The organism is Pseudomonas sp. GL_090 (genome assembly GCF_057837765.1).
Window position 1 is genome coordinate 6,226,465 of the sequence record NZ_CM174452.1, and the last position, 18,595, is coordinate 6,245,059.

Annotated in this window: 19 protein-coding genes; 11 read left to right on the forward strand and 8 right to left on the reverse strand. The window is 59.9% G+C overall.

Annotation, left to right across the window (positions count from 1 at the left end; genetic code table 11):
* The first annotated feature begins 2 nt into the window (after positions 1-2).
* The 5 genes from exbD to AC3ITA_RS28295 all read left to right on the forward strand — a co-directional run bounded on the left by exbD (position 3) and on the right by AC3ITA_RS28295 (position 5,854).
* A complete protein-coding gene (exbD, locus tag AC3ITA_RS28275) occupies positions 3-431 on the forward strand; it encodes a TonB system transport protein ExbD (RefSeq protein ID WP_007975187.1) in 429 nt (142 codons plus the stop codon).
* Complete coding sequence (locus AC3ITA_RS28280) at positions 428-1,177, forward strand: energy transducer TonB family protein (RefSeq protein WP_095943407.1); 750 nt, start codon at positions 428-430, stop codon at positions 1,175-1,177. The genes exbD and AC3ITA_RS28280 overlap by 4 nt, the downstream gene beginning before the upstream one ends.
* 180 nt (positions 1,178-1,357) lie before the next feature.
* Positions 1,358-2,287 (forward strand): hydrogen peroxide-inducible genes activator, encoded by a 930-nt coding sequence (locus AC3ITA_RS28285; RefSeq protein ID WP_008047093.1) that lies wholly within the window; start codon positions 1,358-1,360, stop codon positions 2,285-2,287.
* Between the two features lie 9 nt (positions 2,288-2,296).
* Positions 2,297-4,372, forward strand: a complete 2,076-nt coding sequence (recG, locus tag AC3ITA_RS28290; protein ID WP_150671932.1) for an ATP-dependent DNA helicase RecG — start codon at positions 2,297-2,299, stop codon at positions 4,370-4,372.
* A gap of 78 nt (positions 4,373-4,450) precedes the next feature.
* Positions 4,451-5,854, forward strand: a complete 1,404-nt coding sequence (locus AC3ITA_RS28295; RefSeq protein WP_489278977.1) for an aminoacyl-tRNA deacylase and HDOD domain-containing protein — start codon at positions 4,451-4,453, stop codon at positions 5,852-5,854.
* Between the two features lie 75 nt (positions 5,855-5,929).
* Here the strand turns inward: AC3ITA_RS28295 and AC3ITA_RS28300 are convergent, their stop codons facing one another.
* Positions 5,930-7,225 (reverse strand): hypothetical protein, encoded by a 1,296-nt coding sequence (locus tag AC3ITA_RS28300; RefSeq protein ID WP_150671930.1) that lies wholly within the window; start codon positions 7,223-7,225, stop codon positions 5,930-5,932.
* A gap of 151 nt (positions 7,226-7,376) precedes the next feature.
* Positions 7,377-7,748 carry a helicase gene (locus tag AC3ITA_RS28305; protein ID WP_095943411.1) on the reverse strand — a complete coding sequence of 124 codons (372 nt, stop codon included), beginning with the start codon at positions 7,746-7,748 and terminating at the stop codon, positions 7,377-7,379.
* Between the two features lie 536 nt (positions 7,749-8,284).
* On the opposite strand from AC3ITA_RS28305, the gene AC3ITA_RS28310 reads away from it, so the two are divergent.
* On the forward strand, positions 8,285-8,680 hold the full coding sequence (locus AC3ITA_RS28310) for a DUF6124 family protein (protein WP_489278979.1): 396 nt from the start codon (positions 8,285-8,287) through the stop codon (positions 8,678-8,680).
* Between the two features lie 89 nt (positions 8,681-8,769).
* Here the strand turns inward: AC3ITA_RS28310 and AC3ITA_RS28315 are convergent, their stop codons facing one another.
* From AC3ITA_RS28315 to AC3ITA_RS28325, 3 genes are all read right to left on the reverse strand, one after another.
* Positions 8,770-9,045 (reverse strand): HU family DNA-binding protein, encoded by a 276-nt coding sequence (locus AC3ITA_RS28315; RefSeq protein WP_003195589.1) that lies wholly within the window; start codon positions 9,043-9,045, stop codon positions 8,770-8,772.
* Between the two features lie 194 nt (positions 9,046-9,239).
* Positions 9,240-10,388, reverse strand: coding sequence for an NAD(P)/FAD-dependent oxidoreductase (locus AC3ITA_RS28320; protein ID WP_489278982.1), 1,149 nt, complete (start codon positions 10,386-10,388; stop codon positions 9,240-9,242).
* Between the two features lie 18 nt (positions 10,389-10,406).
* The gene (locus AC3ITA_RS28325; RefSeq protein WP_007995385.1) at positions 10,407-10,577 is read right to left on the reverse strand and encodes a rubredoxin; all 171 of its coding nucleotides are present in this window, start codon (positions 10,575-10,577) and stop codon (positions 10,407-10,409) included.
* A gap of 199 nt (positions 10,578-10,776) precedes the next feature.
* On the opposite strand from AC3ITA_RS28325, the gene AC3ITA_RS28330 reads away from it, so the two are divergent.
* Positions 10,777-11,340, forward strand: coding sequence for a chorismate--pyruvate lyase family protein (locus AC3ITA_RS28330; protein ID WP_095943413.1), 564 nt, complete (start codon positions 10,777-10,779; stop codon positions 11,338-11,340).
* Positions 11,340-12,230, forward strand: coding sequence for a 4-hydroxybenzoate octaprenyltransferase (gene ubiA, locus AC3ITA_RS28335; RefSeq protein WP_095943414.1), 891 nt, complete (start codon positions 11,340-11,342; stop codon positions 12,228-12,230). Before AC3ITA_RS28330 ends, ubiA begins: the two co-directional genes overlap by 1 nt.
* A gap of 60 nt (positions 12,231-12,290) precedes the next feature.
* Here the strand turns inward: ubiA and AC3ITA_RS28340 are convergent, their stop codons facing one another.
* Positions 12,291-12,674, reverse strand: coding sequence for a COG4315 family predicted lipoprotein (locus AC3ITA_RS28340; protein WP_489278984.1), 384 nt, complete (start codon positions 12,672-12,674; stop codon positions 12,291-12,293).
* 153 nt (positions 12,675-12,827) lie between these two features.
* Between AC3ITA_RS28340 and phoB the strand changes: the two genes are divergently transcribed.
* The 3 genes from phoB to AC3ITA_RS28355 all read left to right on the forward strand — a co-directional run bounded on the left by phoB (position 12,828) and on the right by AC3ITA_RS28355 (position 16,349).
* A complete protein-coding gene (gene phoB, locus AC3ITA_RS28345; RefSeq protein WP_095943416.1) occupies positions 12,828-13,517 on the forward strand; it encodes a phosphate regulon transcriptional regulator PhoB in 690 nt (229 codons plus the stop codon).
* An 80-nt stretch (positions 13,518-13,597) separates the two neighbouring features.
* The gene (gene phoR / locus AC3ITA_RS28350; RefSeq protein WP_256589043.1) at positions 13,598-14,884 is read left to right on the forward strand and encodes a phosphate regulon sensor histidine kinase PhoR; all 1,287 of its coding nucleotides are present in this window, start codon (positions 13,598-13,600) and stop codon (positions 14,882-14,884) included.
* 124 nt (positions 14,885-15,008) lie between these two features.
* Entirely contained in the window at positions 15,009-16,349 is a 1,341-nt protein-coding gene (locus AC3ITA_RS28355; RefSeq protein WP_095943418.1) for a hemolysin family protein, read from the forward strand.
* 114 nt (positions 16,350-16,463) lie between these two features.
* On the opposite strand, the gene AC3ITA_RS28360 is transcribed toward AC3ITA_RS28355, so the two are convergent.
* Complete coding sequence (locus AC3ITA_RS28360) at positions 16,464-17,360, reverse strand: peptidoglycan DD-metalloendopeptidase family protein (protein WP_095943419.1); 897 nt, start codon at positions 17,358-17,360, stop codon at positions 16,464-16,466.
* A gap of 206 nt (positions 17,361-17,566) precedes the next feature.
* Entirely contained in the window at positions 17,567-18,469 is a 903-nt protein-coding gene (locus tag AC3ITA_RS28365; protein ID WP_150671925.1) for a response regulator, read from the reverse strand.
* Between the last annotated feature and the right edge of the window lie 126 nt (positions 18,470-18,595).

The following is an 18,595-nucleotide window of genomic DNA, read 5'->3' on the forward strand; positions in this document are numbered from 1 at the left end:
CCATGGGCCTGCATTTGAAAGAAGGGGCAGACGACGATCTGTCCGAAAACCACGAAATCAACGTTACGCCGTTCATCGACGTGATGTTGGTGCTGTTGATCATCTTCATGGTGGCAGCCCCGCTGGCCACCGTGGACATCAAGGTCGACCTTCCCGCCTCCACCGCCAAGCCGGCGCCGCGACCAGAGAAACCGGTGTTCCTCAGCGTCAAGGCTGACCAGCGCCTGTTTCTCGGTGAAGACGAGGTGAAGGCCGAAGCACTCGGCGCCACCCTCGACGCCAGGACCCAGGGCAAGAAAGACACGACAATCTTCTTCCAGGCCGACAAAGGCGTGGATTACGGCGACCTGATGAGCGTGATGGACAACCTGCGTTCTGCCGGTTACCTGAAGGTAGGTCTGGTCGGACTCGAGACGGCAGCCAAGAAATGATCACGACGCGCCATAAGCTGACGCGTTACAGCGGTAGCCTGGCCGTGGTGCTGGGCGTTCACGCGCTGGCCATCGCGCTGGCGCTGAACTGGTCCACCCGTCCGCCCATCGAATTGCCTCCCCAGGCAATGCTGGTCGAACTGGCTCCGATTCCAGCCCCGCCACCGCCTGCTCCGCCGAAGGTCGTCACTCCGCCGCAGCCACCGGCTCCGGTTGAAGAACTGCCGATACCCAAGCTCGCTGAAGCGCCGAAAGCTGAAATTGCCGTGCCCAAGCCCGTCAAGCCAAAGCCCAAGCCGCAGCCGCCCAAGCCGGTAGAGAAGAAACCCGAGCCGCCGAAGGAAAAACCGGCCGAAGAAAAGCCGGCCGAAACCCAGCAGACCCAGACACCGACGGAGAAATCCGCCCAGCCTGCGCCGGGCCCATCGCCGGCTCAAATGGCGGCCAAGGCCAGCTGGCAAGGCACGCTGTTGGCACACCTGCAGAAGTACAAGAAGTACCCCGCAAGTGCCCAGGCGCGGGGCAAGGAAGGCATGAACCGTCTGCGTTTCGTCGTGGATGCCGAAGGCAATGTGTTGTCGTTTGAGCTGGTAGGCGCCTCGGGCACTGCCGATCTGGACCGGGCCACCCTGGAAATGATCCGCCGCGCCCAACCGCTGCCCAAACCACCGGCCGATATGCTGACCAATGGCTCCATCGAAATCGTTGCACCGTTTGTGTATTCACTGGAAAAACGCCGCCGTTGAAAACCGCTGAACCACTGTAGGAGCGAGCTTGCTCGCGAATGAGGCGAACGATAACGCTTGAAGCCTGACACCCCGGGGCGATCTCAGGTTTTTCGCGAGCAAGCTCGCTCCTACGTCTGATAACGTGCGTCTATCGATTGCAGCCGGTATGCTTGGCCCGCAACTACATGGACGCTTGCTATGACCCTCACAGAATTACGCTACATCGTCACCCTCGCCCAAGAGCAGCACTTCGGCCACGCGGCCGAGCGTTGCCACGTCAGCCAGCCGACCCTGTCGGTGGGCGTGAAAAAGCTTGAAGACGAACTCGGTGTGCTGATTTTCGAGCGCAGCAAAAGCGCCGTGCGCCTGACCCCGGTCGGCGAAGGCATCGTCGCCCAGGCGCAGAAAGTGCTGGAACAAGCCCAGGGCATCCGCGAATTGGCCCAGGCTGGCAAGAACCAACTGACCGCCCCGCTGAAAGTCGGCGCGATTTACACCGTCGGCCCGTACCTGTTTCCACACCTGATTCCACAACTGCACCGGGTCGCCCCGCAGATGCCGTTGTACATCGAAGAAAACTTCACCCACGTGCTGCGCGACAAACTGCGCAACGGCGAGCTCGACGCGATCATCATCGCCCTGCCGTTCAATGAAGCCGACGTGCTGACCCTGCAACTCTACGACGAGCCGTTCTACGTATTGATGCCGGCGCAGCACCCGTGGACGCAAAAAGAATCCATCGACGCCAGCCTGCTCAACGACAAGAGCCTGCTGCTGCTCGGCGAAGGTCACTGCTTCCGCGATCAGGTACTGGAAGCCTGCCCGACCCTGACCAAAGGCAACGACGGCGCCAAGCACACCACGGTGGAATCCAGCTCCCTGGAAACCATTCGCCACATGGTCGCCTCGGGCCTCGGGATTTCGATCCTGCCGTTGTCGGCGGTCGACAGCCATCACTACGCCCCCGGCGTGATTGAAGTGCGTCCGTTGTCGGCACCCGTACCGTTCCGCACCGTGGCCATTGCCTGGCGCGCCAGCTTCCCGCGCCCGAAGGCGATTGAAATCCTCGCTGACTCCATTCGCCTGTGCTCGGTGGCCAAGCCAGCGGCGCAAGTCGCTGCGGGCTAAGTAACGGTCATGAGCGAGTTGTCGCAAGTGTCGGTGACGGCACTCAAGGGTGTCGGTGAAGCCATGGCCGAGAAGCTGGCCAAGGTCGGCCTGGAGAACCTCCAGGACGTGCTGTTTCACCTGCCCCTGCGTTATCAGGACCGCACTCGCGTGGTGCCGATCGGCGCACTGCGGCCCGGGCAAGATGCGGTCATCGAAGGCACCGTCAGCGGTGCCGATGTGGTCATGGGCCGGCGGCGCAGCCTGGTGGTGCGGTTGCAGGATGGCACCGGGGGCTTGAGTCTGCGGTTCTACCATTTCAGCAACGCGCAGAAAGAAGGCCTCAAACGCGGCACGCGGATTCGCTGCTACGGCGAGGCGCGGCCTGGTGCTTCGGGGCTGGAGATCTACCACCCGGAATACCGCGCCATCACCGGCGACGAACCGCCGCCGGTGGATGAAACCCTGACCCCGGTCTACCCGCTCACCGAAGGCCTGACCCAACAGCGCTTGCGCCAGTTGTGCATGCAGACCCTCACCCTGCTCGGCCCCAGCAGCCTGCCCGACTGGCTGCCGAACGAACTGGCCCGGGATTACCAATTGGCACCGCTGGCCGATGCGATCCGTTACCTGCACAACCCGCCTGCCGATGCCGACGTCGATGAACTGGCCCTCGGTCACCACTGGGCGCAGCACCGTCTGGCTTTCGAAGAGCTGCTGACTCATCAACTGTCGCAACAGCGCCTGCGCGAAAGCATGCGCGCCCTGCGTGCGCCCGCGATGCCCAAAGCCACCAGGCTGCCGGCCAAATACCTGGCCAACCTAGGCTTCAGCCCGACCGGTGCCCAGCAGCGGGTCGGCAATGAAATCGCCTATGACCTCAGCCAGCACGAACCGATGCTGCGGCTGATCCAGGGCGACGTCGGCGCCGGTAAAACCGTGGTCGCCGCCCTTGCCGCATTGCAAGCACTGGAGGCCGGTTATCAGGTCGCACTGATGGCGCCCACCGAGATTCTTGCCGAACAGCACTTCATCACCTTCAAGCGCTGGCTTGAACCGCTGGGCATTGAAGTCGCCTGGCTGGCCGGCAAGCTCAAGGGCAAGAACCGCGTAGCCGCACTGGAGCAAATCGCCAGCGGCACGCCGATGGTGGTCGGCACCCACGCGCTATTCCAGGACGAAGTGCAATTCAAGAACCTGGCGCTGGTGATCATCGACGAACAGCACCGTTTCGGCGTACAGCAGCGTCTGGCCTTGCGGCAGAAAGGCGTCGGCGGGCGCATGTGCCCGCACCAGTTGATCATGACCGCCACGCCGATTCCGCGCACGCTGGCCATGAGCGCCTACGCCGACCTCGACACCTCGATCCTCGACGAACTGCCCCCCGGCCGAACCCCGGTCAACACCGTGCTGATCACCGACACCCGGCGGGTCGAAGTCATCGAACGGGTGCGCAGCGCTTGCGCCGAAGGGCGCCAGGCCTATTGGGTGTGCACGCTGATCGAAGAGTCGGAAGAGCTGACCTGCCAGGCAGCGGAAACCACTTTTGAGGACCTCACTGCCGCCCTCGGCGAGTTGAAAGTCGGGTTGATCCACGGCCGCATGAAGCCTGCGGAAAAAGCTGCGGTGATGGCCGAATTCAAGGCCGGCAACCTGCAACTGCTGGTCGCGACCACGGTGATCGAAGTCGGCGTGGACGTGCCCAATGCCAGCCTGATGATCATCGAAAACCCCGAGCGCCTGGGCCTGGCGCAACTGCACCAGTTGCGCGGCCGTGTCGGCCGGGGCAGCGCCGTCAGCCATTGCGTACTGCTCTACCATCCGCCGCTGTCGCAGATCGGCCGCCAGCGCCTGGGCATCATGCGCGAAACCAACGATGGTTTCGTCATCGCCGAAAGGGATCTGGAACTGCGCGGCCCCGGCGAAATGCTCGGCACCCGGCAGACTGGCTTGCTGCAATTCAAGGTCGCCGACCTGATGCGCGATGCCGATCTGCTGCCCGCCGTGCGGGATGCCGCCCAGGCATTGCTCGAACGCTGGCCGACCCACGTCAGCCCACTGCTCGACCGATGGCTGCGTCATGGCCAACAATACGGCCAGGTGTGACAACCGTCACGGTTTCTGAGGCGTGGTCCCAAGCAAGCTGGTTATACTCCTGCAATTGTTTAAGCACGGATACAGACCATGACCGAAGTTGCCTTCGCACCCGACACCCCGCACGCTCCGTCGGTTATTCGGCTGATGCTGGGCAAGTTAGGCATTGCCTATGAAGAAGTGCTGGACCGTCACGGCCTCAATGCCGCGCGCAAAGTGCAGGCCGTTCTGCTGGATGACAGCGTTGGCGTATTGATGGTGCTCTTCCCGCAGAGCCAATTGCTGGACCTCAATCGCCTCACTGAACTCACTGGTCGCCGCCTCGCCGCCGTACCCATCGAACGCCTGAAAAAAATGCTCGGCAAGCACAACCTCAGCTTGCTGCCGGGCCTGCCGGCGCTGACCAGTTCGCCGTGCCTGTACGACGAAAGCCTGCTGCGCGAGCCGAAGTTGCTGATCAACTCCGGTGAGCCGGGCGTGCTGCTGGAAATTTCCAGCGAAGACTTCAAGGCGACCATGCTGACCAAGGCCAGCGCCGCCAACTTCGGCGAAAATCTGACCAGCATCCGTCCCAACCTCGACCGCCCCGATGACGACCGCGAGGAAATTACCCAGGCCGTCCAGGCGTTCACCGCGCGACGCATCCAGCAGCGTCTGGAAGCGACCATCGAGATTCCGCCGCTGGCCGAAACCGCGCAAAAAATCATCAAGCTGCGCGTCGACCCCAACGCCACCATCGACGACATCACCGGCGTGGTCGAAACCGACCCGGCGCTGGCCGCACAAGTCGTGAGCTGGGCGGCATCGCCCTACTACGCCTCGCCGGGCAAGATCCGCTCCGTGGAAGACGCCATCGTGCGGGTGCTGGGCTTTGACCTGGTGATCAACCTTGCGCTGGGCCTGGCCCTGGGCAAAACCCTGAGCCTGCCCAAGGACCACCCACAACACTCCACCCCGTACTGGCAGCAATCGATCTACACCGCCGCCGTCATCGAAGGCCTGACCCGCGCCATGCCACGCGCCCAGCGTCCGGAAGCCGGCCTGACCTACCTGGCCGGCCTGCTTCACAACTTCGGCTACCTGCTGCTGGCCCACGTGTTCCCGCCGCACTTCTCACTGATCTGCCGCCACCTGGAGGTCAACCCGCACCTGTGCCACAGCTTCGTGGAACAACACCTGCTGGGCATCAGCCGGGAACAGATCGGCTCGTGGCTGATGCGTTACTGGGACATGCCTGAAGAACTGGCCACCGCCCTGCGCTTCCAGCACGATCCGCACTACGACGGCGACTTCGCCGAATACCCGAACCTGGTGTGCCTGTCGGTGCGTCTGCTGCGCAGCCGAGGCATCGGCTCCGGTCCCGACGAAGACATCCCCGATGCCCTGCTCGAACGCCTTGGCCTGAGCCGCGAAAAGGCTAATGACGTGGTCAGTAAGGTACTTGAAGCGGAAGTGCTGTTGCGTGAACTGGCGTCGCAATTCACTCAGTCATAAAAAACGGCTCCCACACTCGGTCAAGTGTGGGAGCCGGTTTGCTCGCGAAGAATCCCAGTAAACTTACTGACGCATTCAAGCCAGATAACGCAGCACCCAACCACCATCAGCCTCACTAAACCCACAGACTACGACTCGACCGTCTTGCGTTATTGCCATATCAGAAAAGTGATTGTTTTCAAGGCTTCCTGGCTCATCTTTATAAAAGTTCCAACCTTTACCATTAAACATCGGGTCCAGGGTTCCATCAGGCAGGAAGCGGGCTATCGGCACCCGAAGATTTATTGCATTAAAATCTAATCCAAGCGTACCACTGACGACGATGGCTCCATCCTCTTGAATTTGGCAGCGCCGCCAACGCGTATCCTCACTATTCAGATTGGTTAACAACGGCTTCCCTTTATTGAAAATCTGATTGAAAGATCCGCTGGCATTCAGTACAAGAATCATCCCTGCATCAACACGATTTTCTCTATAAAAACCTCCAATAACAATCCTTCCATCACTGGCTCTGACGGTCATTCTGAGTCCGAAGACCCTATAAGGAAATTTCCTGAGGATCAAAGCGCGTCCTTCATTGAAATCTCTATCGACACTTCCGTCCTGGTTATAGCGCATCAGATACAGATTACTAGCTCCCGGGTCTCCTCTCTCGTCATATTCAGCAAGTACCAAAATTTTGCCGCATTCCAATTGCGTCGAGTCCTGAAGAGTATTGTGCTCATACTCAAAGCCCACAGGCTTGATGGGTACATAACCAGTACCGTTTAAAGTTTTATCCAGCGTGCCATCTGGATTCAAGCGCCAAACAGCAGGTGCGCTCGGATTGGGCCAATCGAGCCCTCTGCCGCTGAAGATAATTTTCCCCATCAACCGGTCAATCGCACAGCCCTCCTCGCTACCTGCCATATGGGTACTTTCTTCACTGTTTTGATTTCTTGTAACTTGCACAGCCGCCGGGACTGGAACTGAAAGTACCTCAGGAGATTCGTACATGACGACCCGTATGCCCCCCACTCCAAACGACTCATCCAGCGCGCCATCCGGACGCTGCCGAGAAGTGACTCTTCCCCCTTCAATCGGATAAGTTATAAACCATCCACCATCCATGGCCGGAAGGATGCGAAGAGCTAGATCGAAGTATAGCGGCAGCTCTACAACCCCCTCGTCACCAAACTTGTGATCAAGTGTTCCATCCACATTCAATCTGACGGTTTTTAATTGAAAGCTTTCCGGTTCTGATGTAACAACGATCACTTTGCCCTGAGGTAACGGCAAAACGCCTGTGGGTCTTGCTATGAATACTCTACCGTTGCTGCCAAATGATGGATCGAGTGTTCCTTCGTTTGCTATTGCATTCAAGTCATTCATGGTGGCATTACTCTGGGTGATTGAGTGTCCGCGAAGGACGCCACCTCAATGAAGCTCCGCAAAACATCAAGAATCACCTGTCAATAATGACAGTTTGACAGTCATCAGAAGCCAAAGAAGTGACCTGTTAAGCCACCCTGAGCAGGAGCAACTACTTTTTTCGAGGCTTCAAATACTTGGTCAACCCCTGGAACCAGATCACCAACGCCGGGTTGCCCTTGATCTGAATCGACTTGTCCTGAATCCCCGTCATGAACGCCAGTTGCTTGTTCTTCGCCTGCATCGTGGCAAAGCCGTACGCGGCGTCTTTAAAGGCAATCGCAAACGCAGGCTCGGCATGCACACCCGATTGGCTGGTGATGCGCTGGTCCTTCACGCGGAAATGCCGCGCCACTTTCCCGTCCAGGGTCTGCAACTGAAACACCAGGTCCTTGTCACCCAACTGCTGTTGAAACGCCGGATTGGTCCGGCTGGCCTTACCCATCAACAAACCCAGCATCCACAGCAGAAAACGAAATTTCATGCGTACAGCCTCAGAAGAAAAATGAACGGCTGGGCAGTTTAACGGCTTCAGGCAATAACACCAGTATCGGCTTGCGTTAGAAGAAGATCAGAACCATTACCCTCACGATGACCACCAAGTCACAATTATCAAAACTTCCCTCCAGACCACTCCACACGCCACTCCTACACCAAACGAAACACATTCTGTAGGAGCTGCCGGAGGCTGCGATTTTTTGATCTTCAACCCTGCAAACCTATCGGACATTTCCTTCAATACGCTGGGCTATACATGAACTAGGCGTATTTGGACGGCACCGATAACCTCTCCCAGTCACTGCAAAGTTGGTGACTCGGACGTGCAAGTCCGGACTCGTCATGCAATCGGTTATGGCTATTCACCGGGTGTTTTTTTATCCTCGCGAATCGTTATGGCGGCTGTGTGTGGGAGTCCTTCGGGTCTGCCGGCAACCGAGTCCGGTCTTGCACACCTATACACAGCTGCCACCTTTTTCGAAGCAAGCGAAACTGCGTGAGCTCCATAACTCGGTGATTCAAATGTTCAAACCAACACCTAATCCGCCAGAAGATCCGGCCACATCCCCCTACGAATCCCTCGATTCCAAAAAACTCCACGAAGCCGCCGAACGCGCCCTCGATCACTATCTCGCCCCACCAAAACAAACACCAACGAAACGCAGCGGCCAACTCTTCAGTGTCTGCCCGGACATCAATACCGAAGCACTCCTGGCCAACGCCTCGGAAGACTTGCTATCCATCAGCGCCATCGCCGCTGACCTGGCTGACGATGTAGACGGCTCGCGCCGCTCAGTAGCCCTGGCGATCAGTCGCGTGGCTGAGGGGGCGCACCTGCTGGTAGAGCGAGCACTGGATCATCTGGATGAGCCGCAAATGGCGGCGATTCTCGCCAAACAGCAAAGCGGGCTCGGCTGATTCGCCACCCACAAAAAATGGGCACCCAACCCTGGTTGGCGTGCCCATTTTTTATTCCACTCCCCCGCTACGCGGGAGGTGAAAGCGGATTACGGATTAACGCTGTCTTTCAACGATTTGCCTGGCTTGAACGCAACAGTGTTGCTGGCCTTGATTTTGACGGGCTCACCGGTTTGCGGGTTTTTGCCGGTGCGGGCACCGCGATGGCGTTGCAGGAAGGTGCCGAAGCCCACCAGCGTCACGCTGTCTTTGCGGTGCAGGGCACCGGTGATTTCTTCAAGAACGGCGTTGAGAACGCGGTTGGCTTGCTCTTTGGTGAGGTCTGCCTTTTCAGCAATGGCTGCGGCGAGGTCTGGTTTACGCATGTGAGTGAAGCCCCTTTGACGGTTTGTTGTTGTTATGTCCGTGCTGCCCTCTATGGAGCAGCGCCAAAAGCGCCGCAGATGCTCTACTCTGCGGCAGACGGGAGTGAGGATGGCACGCAGTGAGGCCCCGCGCCAGTATCGGCGCGGCCATTGTTAGGGCAAAAGGGGGGTGATTCCGACAGAACGACCGGTATTTATGCCAACAGGGCCGGAAGCTCTTTGTTCAGGGCCAGTTTTTCCATCACGGCGGCACCGGTGAGGGCGTAACCGAGCAGCTTGCCGGCGGCATCGCGACATAAAACCTTGATGTCGGCGCCCTGCCCTTCGACCGTCCAGAGGCCCTCAGCGCCCCGTGGCGGCGGGGACACCACCAGCGGGCAGACCGGGGTTTTGACGGTGATCGGCATCGGGCCATAGGTGACGGCGGTCGGGTTGCCGGCCAGGGTTTGCGCCAGCGCCCTCGCACAGCTCATCAGGGGCATCACGTACAGCAGGTTCAGCCCGTCGACCTCGGCGCAGTCGCCCAGGGCGTAGATGTTGGCGTGGGAGGTCTTCAGGTGCCGATCGACCATGATGCCGCGGCTGACCTGCAAACCGGCCGCTGCCGCCAGGTCGACGCGCGGGCGCAGGCCAATGGCTGAGACCACCACGTCGCACGGGATCACCTGGCCATCGGACAGGTGCGCTTCCAGGCCGTCAGCCACGCGTTGCAGGCGGTTGAGTACCGGGCCGAGATGGAAGCGCGCGCCGAGGCTTTCGAGGCCTGCCTGCACCGCAGCGGCGGCCGCCGGGTGCAGCAGGGTCGGCATGACTTGTTCGCACGGCGCAACCAGCTGCACTTCGTAGCCGCCCAGGGTCAGGTCGTTGGCAAACTCGCAGCCGATCAGGCCGGCGCCGAGCAGCAGCACGCGGCGCTTGCCGGTCGCCGCCGCACGGAAGCGTGCGTAGTCTTCCAGGTCGTTGATCGGGAATACGCAGTCCGCCGCATCGCCTTCAATGGGCACCCGCACGGTTTCGGCGCCCCAGGCCAGGATCAGGTCGCGGTAGATCACCGCTTCTTCACCGATCCACAGGCGCTTGTGGCCCGGGTCGATGCCGCTGATGCGCGTGTGGGTGCGTATTTCGGCCTTGAGCTGTTCGGCCATGGCGCCGGGTTCGGCCATGCTCAGGCCGTCGGCATCCTTGTTTTTGCCAAAGCCAGTGGAGAGCATCGGCTTGGAGTAGGAGCGCCCGTCATCGGCGGTAATCAACAGCAGCGGGGTTTCGCTATCGAGTTTGCGAAACTCGCGGGCCACGTTATAGCCCGCCAGGCCGGTGCCAATGATGACGACAGGTGCGTTCATTCCTTACTCCTCAACTATTCAGGCAGCGATTTCGATCATTTCAAAATCCATTTTGCCCACACCGCAGTCCGGGCACAGCCAGTCTGCCGGGACGTCTTCCCAACGGGTGCCCGGCGCAATGCCGTCATCCGGCCAACCGTCGGCTTCGTTGTAGATCAGGCCGCAGACAATACATTGCCACTTTTTCATCAGGTACTTCCTCAGGGTTCAGGCGTTTTGCCGGCCGGACGGTCGATGGTTGCAGCACTGCCGTCCAACTCAGCGCGTTTTGTACTGATCGGGGCCGTCGGATGCAAGCCTGTTCGGCGCAACGGCAGGCCATTTCAATCGATATCGGCGGCTGACATGTTAAGCTCGCCGCCTCATTTGCTGCCAATAATGACTCATTGTGCATCACACAGAATCCCCCTCTCCAGCTCCTCTCTGGCTCTCGCGCAGCGAACTGACGCCCCTCCCCGATGCCACCACCCTCGACTGGCTATTCGATGAAGGCTCGCTGACCAGACGTCTGATTCATCTGTCGAATGACGCCTTCAGCGTCTCGCCGATGTTCGAAGGCTGGCAGCCCCTGCGTGCCGACGAATGCGCCGCACTGGACCTGGCCGATGGCAGTGAGGGCTGGGTGCGCGAGGTGTATTTGCGCGGTCATGGCCAGGCGTGGGTATTTGCGCGCAGCGTGGCGTCACGCAGTGCCTTGCAAGGCGACGGCTTGCACATGGACGAACTGGGCAGCCGCTCGCTGGGCGAATTGCTGTTTTGCGATCAGGCCTTCCAGCGCCGGGCCATCGAGGTTTGCCATTATCCTCAAGCGTGGCTGCCCGCCGAAGTGCAATCGCCTGGGCTGTGGGGCCGCCGTTCGCGCTTTGATCGCGGTGCGCTGAGCGTGCTGGTGGCCGAAATTTTCCTGCCTTCCCTGTGGGACGCCGCCTGCGCCCAATCGGAGAACCGTTGATGTACCAGAGCCTGCTCAAGTCCTTGAACCGCTTGAACCCTCGGGCCTGGGATTTCATTCAGCTGACCCGCATGGACAAGCCGATCGGCATTTACCTGCTGCTCTGGCCAACGCTGTGGGCGCTGTGGATTGCCGGCAAGGGTTCGCCGTCCCTGGCCAACATTGTGATTTTCGTCCTCGGCGTGGTGCTGACCCGCGCCGGCGGCTGCGTGATCAACGACTGGGCGGACCGCAAGGTCGATGGTCATGTGAAGCGTACCGAGCAGCGACCGCTGGTGAGCGGCAAGATCAGCTCCAAAGAGGCGCTGGTGTTCTTCGCATTGCTGATGGGCGTGAGTTTCCTGCTGGTGCTGTGCACCAATGCCGCGACCATATGGCTGTCGTTTGGCGGTCTGGCGCTGGCATTCAGTTACCCGTTCATGAAGCGCTACACCTATTACCCGCAAGTGGTGCTGGGCGCCGCATTTTCGTGGGGGATGCCGATGGCGTTCACTGCGGAAACCGGTGAATTGCCGGCTGTCGCGTGGTTGCTGTGGATCGCCAACCTGATGTGGACCGTGGGTTACGACACGTATTACGCGATGACCGACCGCGATGACGACCTGAAGATCGGCGTGAAATCCACGGCAATCCTGTTCGGCGACGCAGACCGGGTGATCATCCTGACCCTGCAAGGGCTGGCACTGGGCTGCCTGCTGCTGGCGGGGTCGAAGTTCGACCTTGGTGGCTGGTTCCACCTCGGATTACTGGTGGCGGCGGGCTGCTTTGCCTGGGAATTCTGGTACACCCGCGGCAAAGACCGGATGCGTTGCTTCAAGGCGTTTTTGCACAATCACTGGGCGGGATTGGCGATTTTCATCGGGATTGTGCTGGATTACGCGTTGCGTTGACCGATAAAAAGATCGCAGCCCTGGGTAGCTGTACCCTAAGGCTGCGATCTTTTTGCGGTATTACATATGCTCGCGAACAACGTGCCAGACGTCTTTCTTCTTGTCACCCGTCATGTCTCCAGGTTTTTTGTCGTCCTCGTAGTAGTACAGCGGCTTGCCGTCATAGGCCCATTGCATCTTGCCATCGTCACGCTTGATGACTGTCCATTTACCTTCGGCCTTGGCACCCGCCGGCGCCATCATTGGCGGCCAGTATTTGGCGCAGTCGCCGTTGCACATCGACTTGCCGCCCGTGTCCTTGTCGAACGTGTACACAGTCATGCCCTTGTGATCGACCATCATGCCGTCTTTCATCATCGCCGGGTCGGCAGCAAAGGCCAGTGTCGGCAGCGTTAACGCAGCAGTGACCAGCAAAGCCTTCCAGGATTGAGCAATGTAGTTCATGGAAACCTTCCTTTTGTGGTTGTCAGGATTCGGACTTAAAGCTTAGCCCAGGATCCAGCCAATCGCCGGTCGACTAAAATACTGTCACACGACTGCAATAATTCCGTTATCTAATGCGGCGCAAGACAGTTAAATGACAAGAGGAATAACGGCATGGTTGGCAGGAGCATTCTGATCGTCGACGACGAAGCGCCTATTCGCGAAATGATCGCCGTTGCGTTGGAAATGGCCGGCTATGACTGCCTGGAGGCTGAAAACTCCCAGCAGGCCCACGCCATTATCGTCGACCGCAAACCAGACCTGATCCTGCTCGACTGGATGTTGCCCGGCACTTCCGGCATCGAGCTGGCCCGTCGCCTCAAGCGTGATGAACTGACCGGGGACATCCCGATCATCATGCTCACCGCCAAGGGTGAAGAGGACAACAAGATCCAGGGTCTGGAAGTCGGCGCCGACGACTACATCACCAAGCCGTTTTCCCCCCGCGAGCTGGTCGCACGCCTGAAGGCCGTTCTGCGCCGTGCCGGTCCGAGCGATGGCGAAGCGCCAATCGAAGTCGGCGGCCTGCTGCTGGACCCGATCAGCCACCGCGTGACCATCGACGGCCGTCCCGCCGAGATGGGCCCGACCGAATACCGCCTGCTGCAATTCTTCATGACCCACCAGGAGCGCGCCTACACGCGTGGCCAGTTGCTGGATCAGGTCTGGGGCGGCAACGTCTACGTCGAAGAGCGTACTGTTGACGTGCACATTCGGCGCCTGCGCAAAGCCCTCGGCGATGCTTACGAAAATCTGGTACAAACCGTGCGCGGCACCGGTTACCGCTTTTCTACCAAAGCCTGACCCGGACCTTCACCGCCCGACAAGCTGACAAGGACGCGCGTCAAGTGAACCAAAACTGGCATGGCACCCTGATTCGCCACATGCTGCTACTGGTCACCGCCTGCCTGGTGATCGGCCTGATCACCGGCTATTACGGCTGGAGCCTCGCCGCGGGCCTGGGTCTTTACCTGGCCTGGACCCTCAAGCAATTGCTGCGTCTGCACGAGTGGTTGCGCCTGCACAAACCCGATGAAGCACCACCCGACGGCTATGGCCTGTGGGGCGAGGTGTTCGACAGCATCTACCACTTGCAACGCCGTGACCAACGAGTACGTGGGCGCCTGCAAGCGGTGATCGACCGGGTTCAGGAATCCACCGCGGCGCTGAAAGACGCAGTGATCATGCTCGACACCGATGGCAACCTGGAATGGTGGAACCGCGCCGCCGAAACCCTGCTGGGCCTCAAGACCCCGCAGGACAGCGGTCAACCGGTGACCAACCTGGTGCGCCATCCGCGCTTCAAGGAATACTTCGAGCAGGACAGCTACGCCGAGCCGCTGGAAATTCCTTCGCCGACCAACGACCGCGTGCGCATCCAGCTATACATCACCCGTTATGGCAACAACGAACACTTGATGCTGGTGCGCGATGTGACGCGCATCCATCAGCTTGAGCAAATGCGCAAAGACTTCATCGCCAACGTTTCCCATGAACTGCGCACGCCGTTGACGGTGATCTGCGGTTACCTGGAAACCTTGCTCGACAACGTCGACGAAGTGAACCCGCGCTGGGGCCGTGCCTTGCAGCAGATGCAGCAACAAGGCGGACGCATGCAGACCCTGCTCAATGATCTGTTGTTGCTGGCCAAGCTGGAAGCCACCGATTATCCGTCGGACAACCAGCCAGTGCCGATCGACGGCTTGCTGCAATCGATCAAGAGCGACGCGCAGCAGTTGTCCGGTCAGAAAAACCAGAAAATCACCCTGGAAGCCGATCCGACGATTCTGCTCAAGGGCAGCGAAGCGGAGTTGCGCAGCGCGTTTTCCAACCTGGTGTTCAACGCGGTGAAATACACCCCGGCCGAAGGCAATATCCGCATTCGCTGGTGGAGCGATGACCAGGGGGCGCACCTGAGCGTGCAGGATTCCGGGATCGGCATCGATGCCAAACACCTGCCGCGCCTGACCGAACGTTTCTATCGCGTCGACTCCAGCCGCAACTCCAACACCGGGGGCACCGGCTTGGGGCTGGCGATCGTCAAACACGTCCTGTTACGACATCGGGCACGGATGGAAATCAGCAGCGTACCGGGCCACGGCAGCACCTTCACCTGCCACTTTGCCCCGGCCCAGGTCACCAAATCCCGGGTTATCAGCACCGCTGACTGATACCGGTCAGCACGCGCCACTAGGCAACTGGCCAGTCAGCCGCTACATTTGCTGACTTGCGCCTGCCTTTCAGGCGCGGTTTTTTACTTCCCTCTCGAATATACGGAACCCGCAAAACTCCATCATGGACCCTTCCCCTGGTTTGACCCTCGCTACCATTTTCGCCGACTTCGGCATGATTCTTTTTGCTCTGATCCTGGTTTTGCTCAACGGATTTTTCGTTGCGGCGGAATTTGCCATGGTCAAGCTGCGCTCGACCCGGGTCGAGGCCATCGCTGACAAAAACGGCTGGCGCGGGCACATCCTGCGTACCGTGCACAGTCAGCTCGATGCCTATCTCTCGGCCTGTCAGCTCGGTATCACCCTCGCCTCCCTGGGCCTGGGCTGGGTCGGTGAACCTGCGTTTGCGCACCTTCTGGCGCCTGTACTGAGTGCCGTGGGCGTAGATTCCGCTGAAGTGGTCAAGGCTGTTTCATTCTTCACCGCGTTCTTCATCATTTCCTACCTCCACATCGTGGTCGGCGAACTGGCTCCCAAATCCTGGGCGATCCGCAAACCCGAGTTGCTGTCGCTGTGGACCGCCGTGCCGCTGTACCTGTTCTACTGGGCCATGTACCCGGCCATCTACCTGCTCAACGCCAGCGCCAACCAGATCCTGCGCATCGCAGGCCAAGGTGAGCCCGGCCCGCATCACGAGCACCACTACAGCCGTGAAGAACTGAAGCTGATCCTGCACTCCAGCCGTGGCCAGGACCCGAGTGACCAAGGCATGCGCGTGCTGGCCTCGGCGGTGGAAATGGGTGAACTGGAAGTGGTCGACTGGGCCAACTCCCGCGAAGACCTGGTGACACTGGAGTTCAATGCGCCACTCAAGCAGATCCTGGCAATGTTTCGTCGCCACAAGTTCAGCCGCTACCCGGTGTACGACAGCGAACGTCAGGAGTTCGTCGGCCTGCTGCACATCAAGGATCTGCTGTTGGAACTGGCGGCGCTGGACCACATTCCCGAGTCGTTCAACCTGGCCGAACTGACTCGCCCGCTGGAGCGCGTGTCGCGGCACATGCCGCTGTCGCAGTTGCTGGAACAGTTCCGCAAGGGCGGCTCGCACTTCGCCGTGGTCGAAGAGGCCGATGGCAACATCATCGGCTACCTGACCATGGAAGACGTGCTGGAAGTGCTGGTGGGCGACATCCAGGACGAACACCGCAAGGCCGAGCGCGGGATCCTCGCGTATCAGCCGGGCAAGCTGCTGGTGCGGGGCGATACGCCGCTGTTCAAGGTTGAACGACTGCTGGGCATCGACCTCGACCACGTCGAAGCCGAAACCCTTGCCGGGCTGGTCTACGAGAGCCTCAAGCGCGTTCCCGAAGAGGAAGAAGTGCTGGAAGTCGAAGGCCTGCGGATCATCATCAAGAAGATGAAAGGGCCGAAGATCGTCCTGGCCAAGGTGTTGATGCTGGACTGATCGAGATATCCGGATTCGAGTCGATACCATCGCGAGCAAGCTCGCTCCCACACTGGAATGCATTTCAACAGTGGGAGCGGGCTTGCCCGCGATGGCGTCAGACCAGACAACGCCTCACTGCTTACCCAACGCAAAGTTGGGCAGCGCGCTGACCGGCTGGTTGAACTGGTATGGAATCGACACCAGTCCCAGCCCGGTATTGCGCTGCACCACGAAGTGCAAATGCGGCCCGGTGCTGTTGCCGGTGTTGCCGGACAACGCCAACGCACTGCCGACCGTTACCCGCTGACCTTCCCGAACGCAGACCGAGCCTTTCTTCAGGTGCAGGTAAACACTCATGGTCCCGTCATCGTGTAGCACCCGTACGAAATTACCGGATGCATCGGTGCCGCGTCCGCTCTGCCTGTTTTCGGTTTTCACCACCACCCCGCCTCGCGCGGCAATGATCGGTGTGCCCTCAGGCATCGCGATGTCTATGGCGTAACGGCTCTTGGGCCCGAAGTGGCTGTAGGGGCCATTGGCGCCCTGACTGATCCGGAACGGCCCGCCACGCCAGGGCAACGGATACCGATAGCCCACCGTGGGCCCTGAGGGGTCGCCCAGGGAGTATTTGAACTTTGGAACATACGCGAGGGGCCTTCCACCTTTAGTCGCCGTAAGCTGCGCCAGGCGAACGCTGCTGCGCAGCGGTATCACGCGCCGAATCGTCCCTCCCGGCACACCGTTGGCGTTCTTCACCCCGGCAAAACTCAATTCGACTTCTACCGGCGCATACAGGTCATTGCGTACGTACACGCTGTGCACGCCGTTCTTCTTCATGATGACGAGGCGCACCTGACGCTCAAGGTGCTCGACCATGCCATCGCGAAAAACGAACACATGGGCGCCTTTGCTGGGGCGGTCGCTGTAGGAAACCACGCCATAGGCATCTTTGGATTTGTAGATGGTCATGGCCATGGCCGAAGTGGCGACCATGAGCAGGCCACATAAAAGCATCAGGCGCGTGAACATGAGCAAGGATTCTGTCGAGTGAGATCTGGGATTGAGCCTAGCAGCTGCAATGGACCCGGGTAGTCGGCAGATGTTTCAGAAAAGGTGTTCAGCAGATGTGCGGTATCAGTGATGACCCCTTCGCGAGCAGGCTCGCTCCCACAAGGAAACGCATTCCAATGTGGGAGCGAGCCTGCTCGCGAAAGCGGACTGTCAGGCGACGCGCCTCAAGCGCCAGGAATGAAGTGCTTCTGCGCCGTACCCCGCGCAATCAGGCGCGAAATGTAATCGAGCTTCTGCGCATCCTGGTCGACAAAGCGGAAGGTCAGCTGCAGCCAGTCGCTGTCGGGCTTCGGTTCGTGGGCCACGACGGCGTGCAGGTAACCGTTGAGGCGGGCGATCTCGGCGTTATCGCCCTGCTCCAGATCCAGCACGGCGCTGTCGAGGATCTGCGGCAGGGTCTCGGTACGCTTGACCACCAACAGGGCTTCCTTGAGGCTCAAGGCCTTGATCACGCATTGTGCGATACCGTTCGGCAAACGCAGTTGACCCTGGCCACGGCCACTGGTGGGTGCCGAAGAGGCCGCAGGCGCCTTGACCGGCGGGCTGCTGAGCAAGCCTTTGGACGGTGCGGGTGCGGCCGTTGGCGTGACGACGGGCGCCTTGCCACCAGTCAGGGCGGCGAGGGAGTCGTTAGCGAATGCAGGGCTGGTCTTGGTCGCGGCCACGTTGATCAAGGCGTCGAGTTTGCCGACCTTGTGCAGCGCCTGCTTGACCTTGGTGATCAATTGTTCGTTGGTGAACGGCTTGCTGACGTAACCGGAAACACCGGCCTGGATCGCCTGGACAACGTTCTCCTTGTCACCACGGCTGGTCACCATCACGAAAGGCATGGCCTTGAGGCTGTCTTGCTCGCGGCACCAGGTCAACAGTTCCAGGCCGGACATTTCCGGCATTTCCCAGTCGCACAGGACCAGGTCGAAGGCTTCCTTGGCCAGCATGGCCTGGGCCTTTCTGCCGTTGATCGCATCTTCGATCCGCATGCCCGGGAAATAATTGCGCAGGCACTTTTTCACCAGGTCACGAATGAACGACGCGTCGTCCACGACCAACACACTGACCTTACTCATCCAAAACCCCTTTTAAAAATCCCGGCCAGCATACCGCCTTGCTGATGGCACATTGCCAAAAACCTTTCAGTCACGCCGGACTTTTCGTTCGCGGGGTGCTGCTTTTCGAATTCGTGAAGCGCAAAC

What these genes read in the sequence shown, in the direction of transcription:
- AC3ITA_RS28310 (WP_489278979.1), top strand. Translation starts at nt 8,285, where the DNA reads ATGTTCAAACCAACACCTAATCCGCCAGAAGATCCGGCCACATCCCCC.
- recG (WP_150671932.1), top strand. Translation starts at nt 2,297, where the DNA reads ATGAGCGAGTTGTCGCAAGTGTCGGTGACGGCACTCAAGGGTGTCGGT.
- AC3ITA_RS28340 (WP_489278984.1), bottom strand. Translation starts at nt 12,674, where the DNA reads ATGAACTACATTGCTCAATCCTGGAAGGCTTTGCTGGTCACTGCTGCG.
- AC3ITA_RS28320 (WP_489278982.1), bottom strand. Translation starts at nt 10,388, where the DNA reads ATGAACGCACCTGTCGTCATCATTGGCACCGGCCTGGCGGGCTATAAC.
- AC3ITA_RS28305 (WP_095943411.1), bottom strand. Translation starts at nt 7,748, where the DNA reads ATGAAATTTCGTTTTCTGCTGTGGATGCTGGGTTTGTTGATGGGTAAG.
- AC3ITA_RS28360 (WP_095943419.1), bottom strand. Translation starts at nt 17,360, where the DNA reads ATGTTCACGCGCCTGATGCTTTTATGTGGCCTGCTCATGGTCGCCACT.
- AC3ITA_RS28315 (WP_003195589.1), bottom strand. Translation starts at nt 9,045, where the DNA reads ATGCGTAAACCAGACCTCGCCGCAGCCATTGCTGAAAAGGCAGACCTC.
- AC3ITA_RS28355 (WP_095943418.1), top strand. Translation starts at nt 15,009, where the DNA reads ATGGACCCTTCCCCTGGTTTGACCCTCGCTACCATTTTCGCCGACTTC.
- exbD (WP_007975187.1), top strand. Translation starts at nt 3, where the DNA reads ATGGGCCTGCATTTGAAAGAAGGGGCAGACGACGATCTGTCCGAAAAC.
- AC3ITA_RS28300 (WP_150671930.1), bottom strand. Translation starts at nt 7,225, where the DNA reads ATGAATGACTTGAATGCAATAGCAAACGAAGGAACACTCGATCCATCA.
- AC3ITA_RS28285 (WP_008047093.1), top strand. Translation starts at nt 1,358, where the DNA reads ATGACCCTCACAGAATTACGCTACATCGTCACCCTCGCCCAAGAGCAG.
- phoR (WP_256589043.1), top strand. Translation starts at nt 13,598, where the DNA reads ATGCTGCTACTGGTCACCGCCTGCCTGGTGATCGGCCTGATCACCGGC.
- ubiA (WP_095943414.1), top strand. Translation starts at nt 11,340, where the DNA reads ATGTACCAGAGCCTGCTCAAGTCCTTGAACCGCTTGAACCCTCGGGCC.
- AC3ITA_RS28365 (WP_150671925.1), bottom strand. Translation starts at nt 18,469, where the DNA reads ATGAGTAAGGTCAGTGTGTTGGTCGTGGACGACGCGTCGTTCATTCGT.
- AC3ITA_RS28325 (WP_007995385.1), bottom strand. Translation starts at nt 10,577, where the DNA reads ATGAAAAAGTGGCAATGTATTGTCTGCGGCCTGATCTACAACGAAGCC.
- AC3ITA_RS28280 (WP_095943407.1), top strand. Translation starts at nt 428, where the DNA reads ATGATCACGACGCGCCATAAGCTGACGCGTTACAGCGGTAGCCTGGCC.
- AC3ITA_RS28295 (WP_489278977.1), top strand. Translation starts at nt 4,451, where the DNA reads ATGACCGAAGTTGCCTTCGCACCCGACACCCCGCACGCTCCGTCGGTT.
- phoB (WP_095943416.1), top strand. Translation starts at nt 12,828, where the DNA reads ATGGTTGGCAGGAGCATTCTGATCGTCGACGACGAAGCGCCTATTCGC.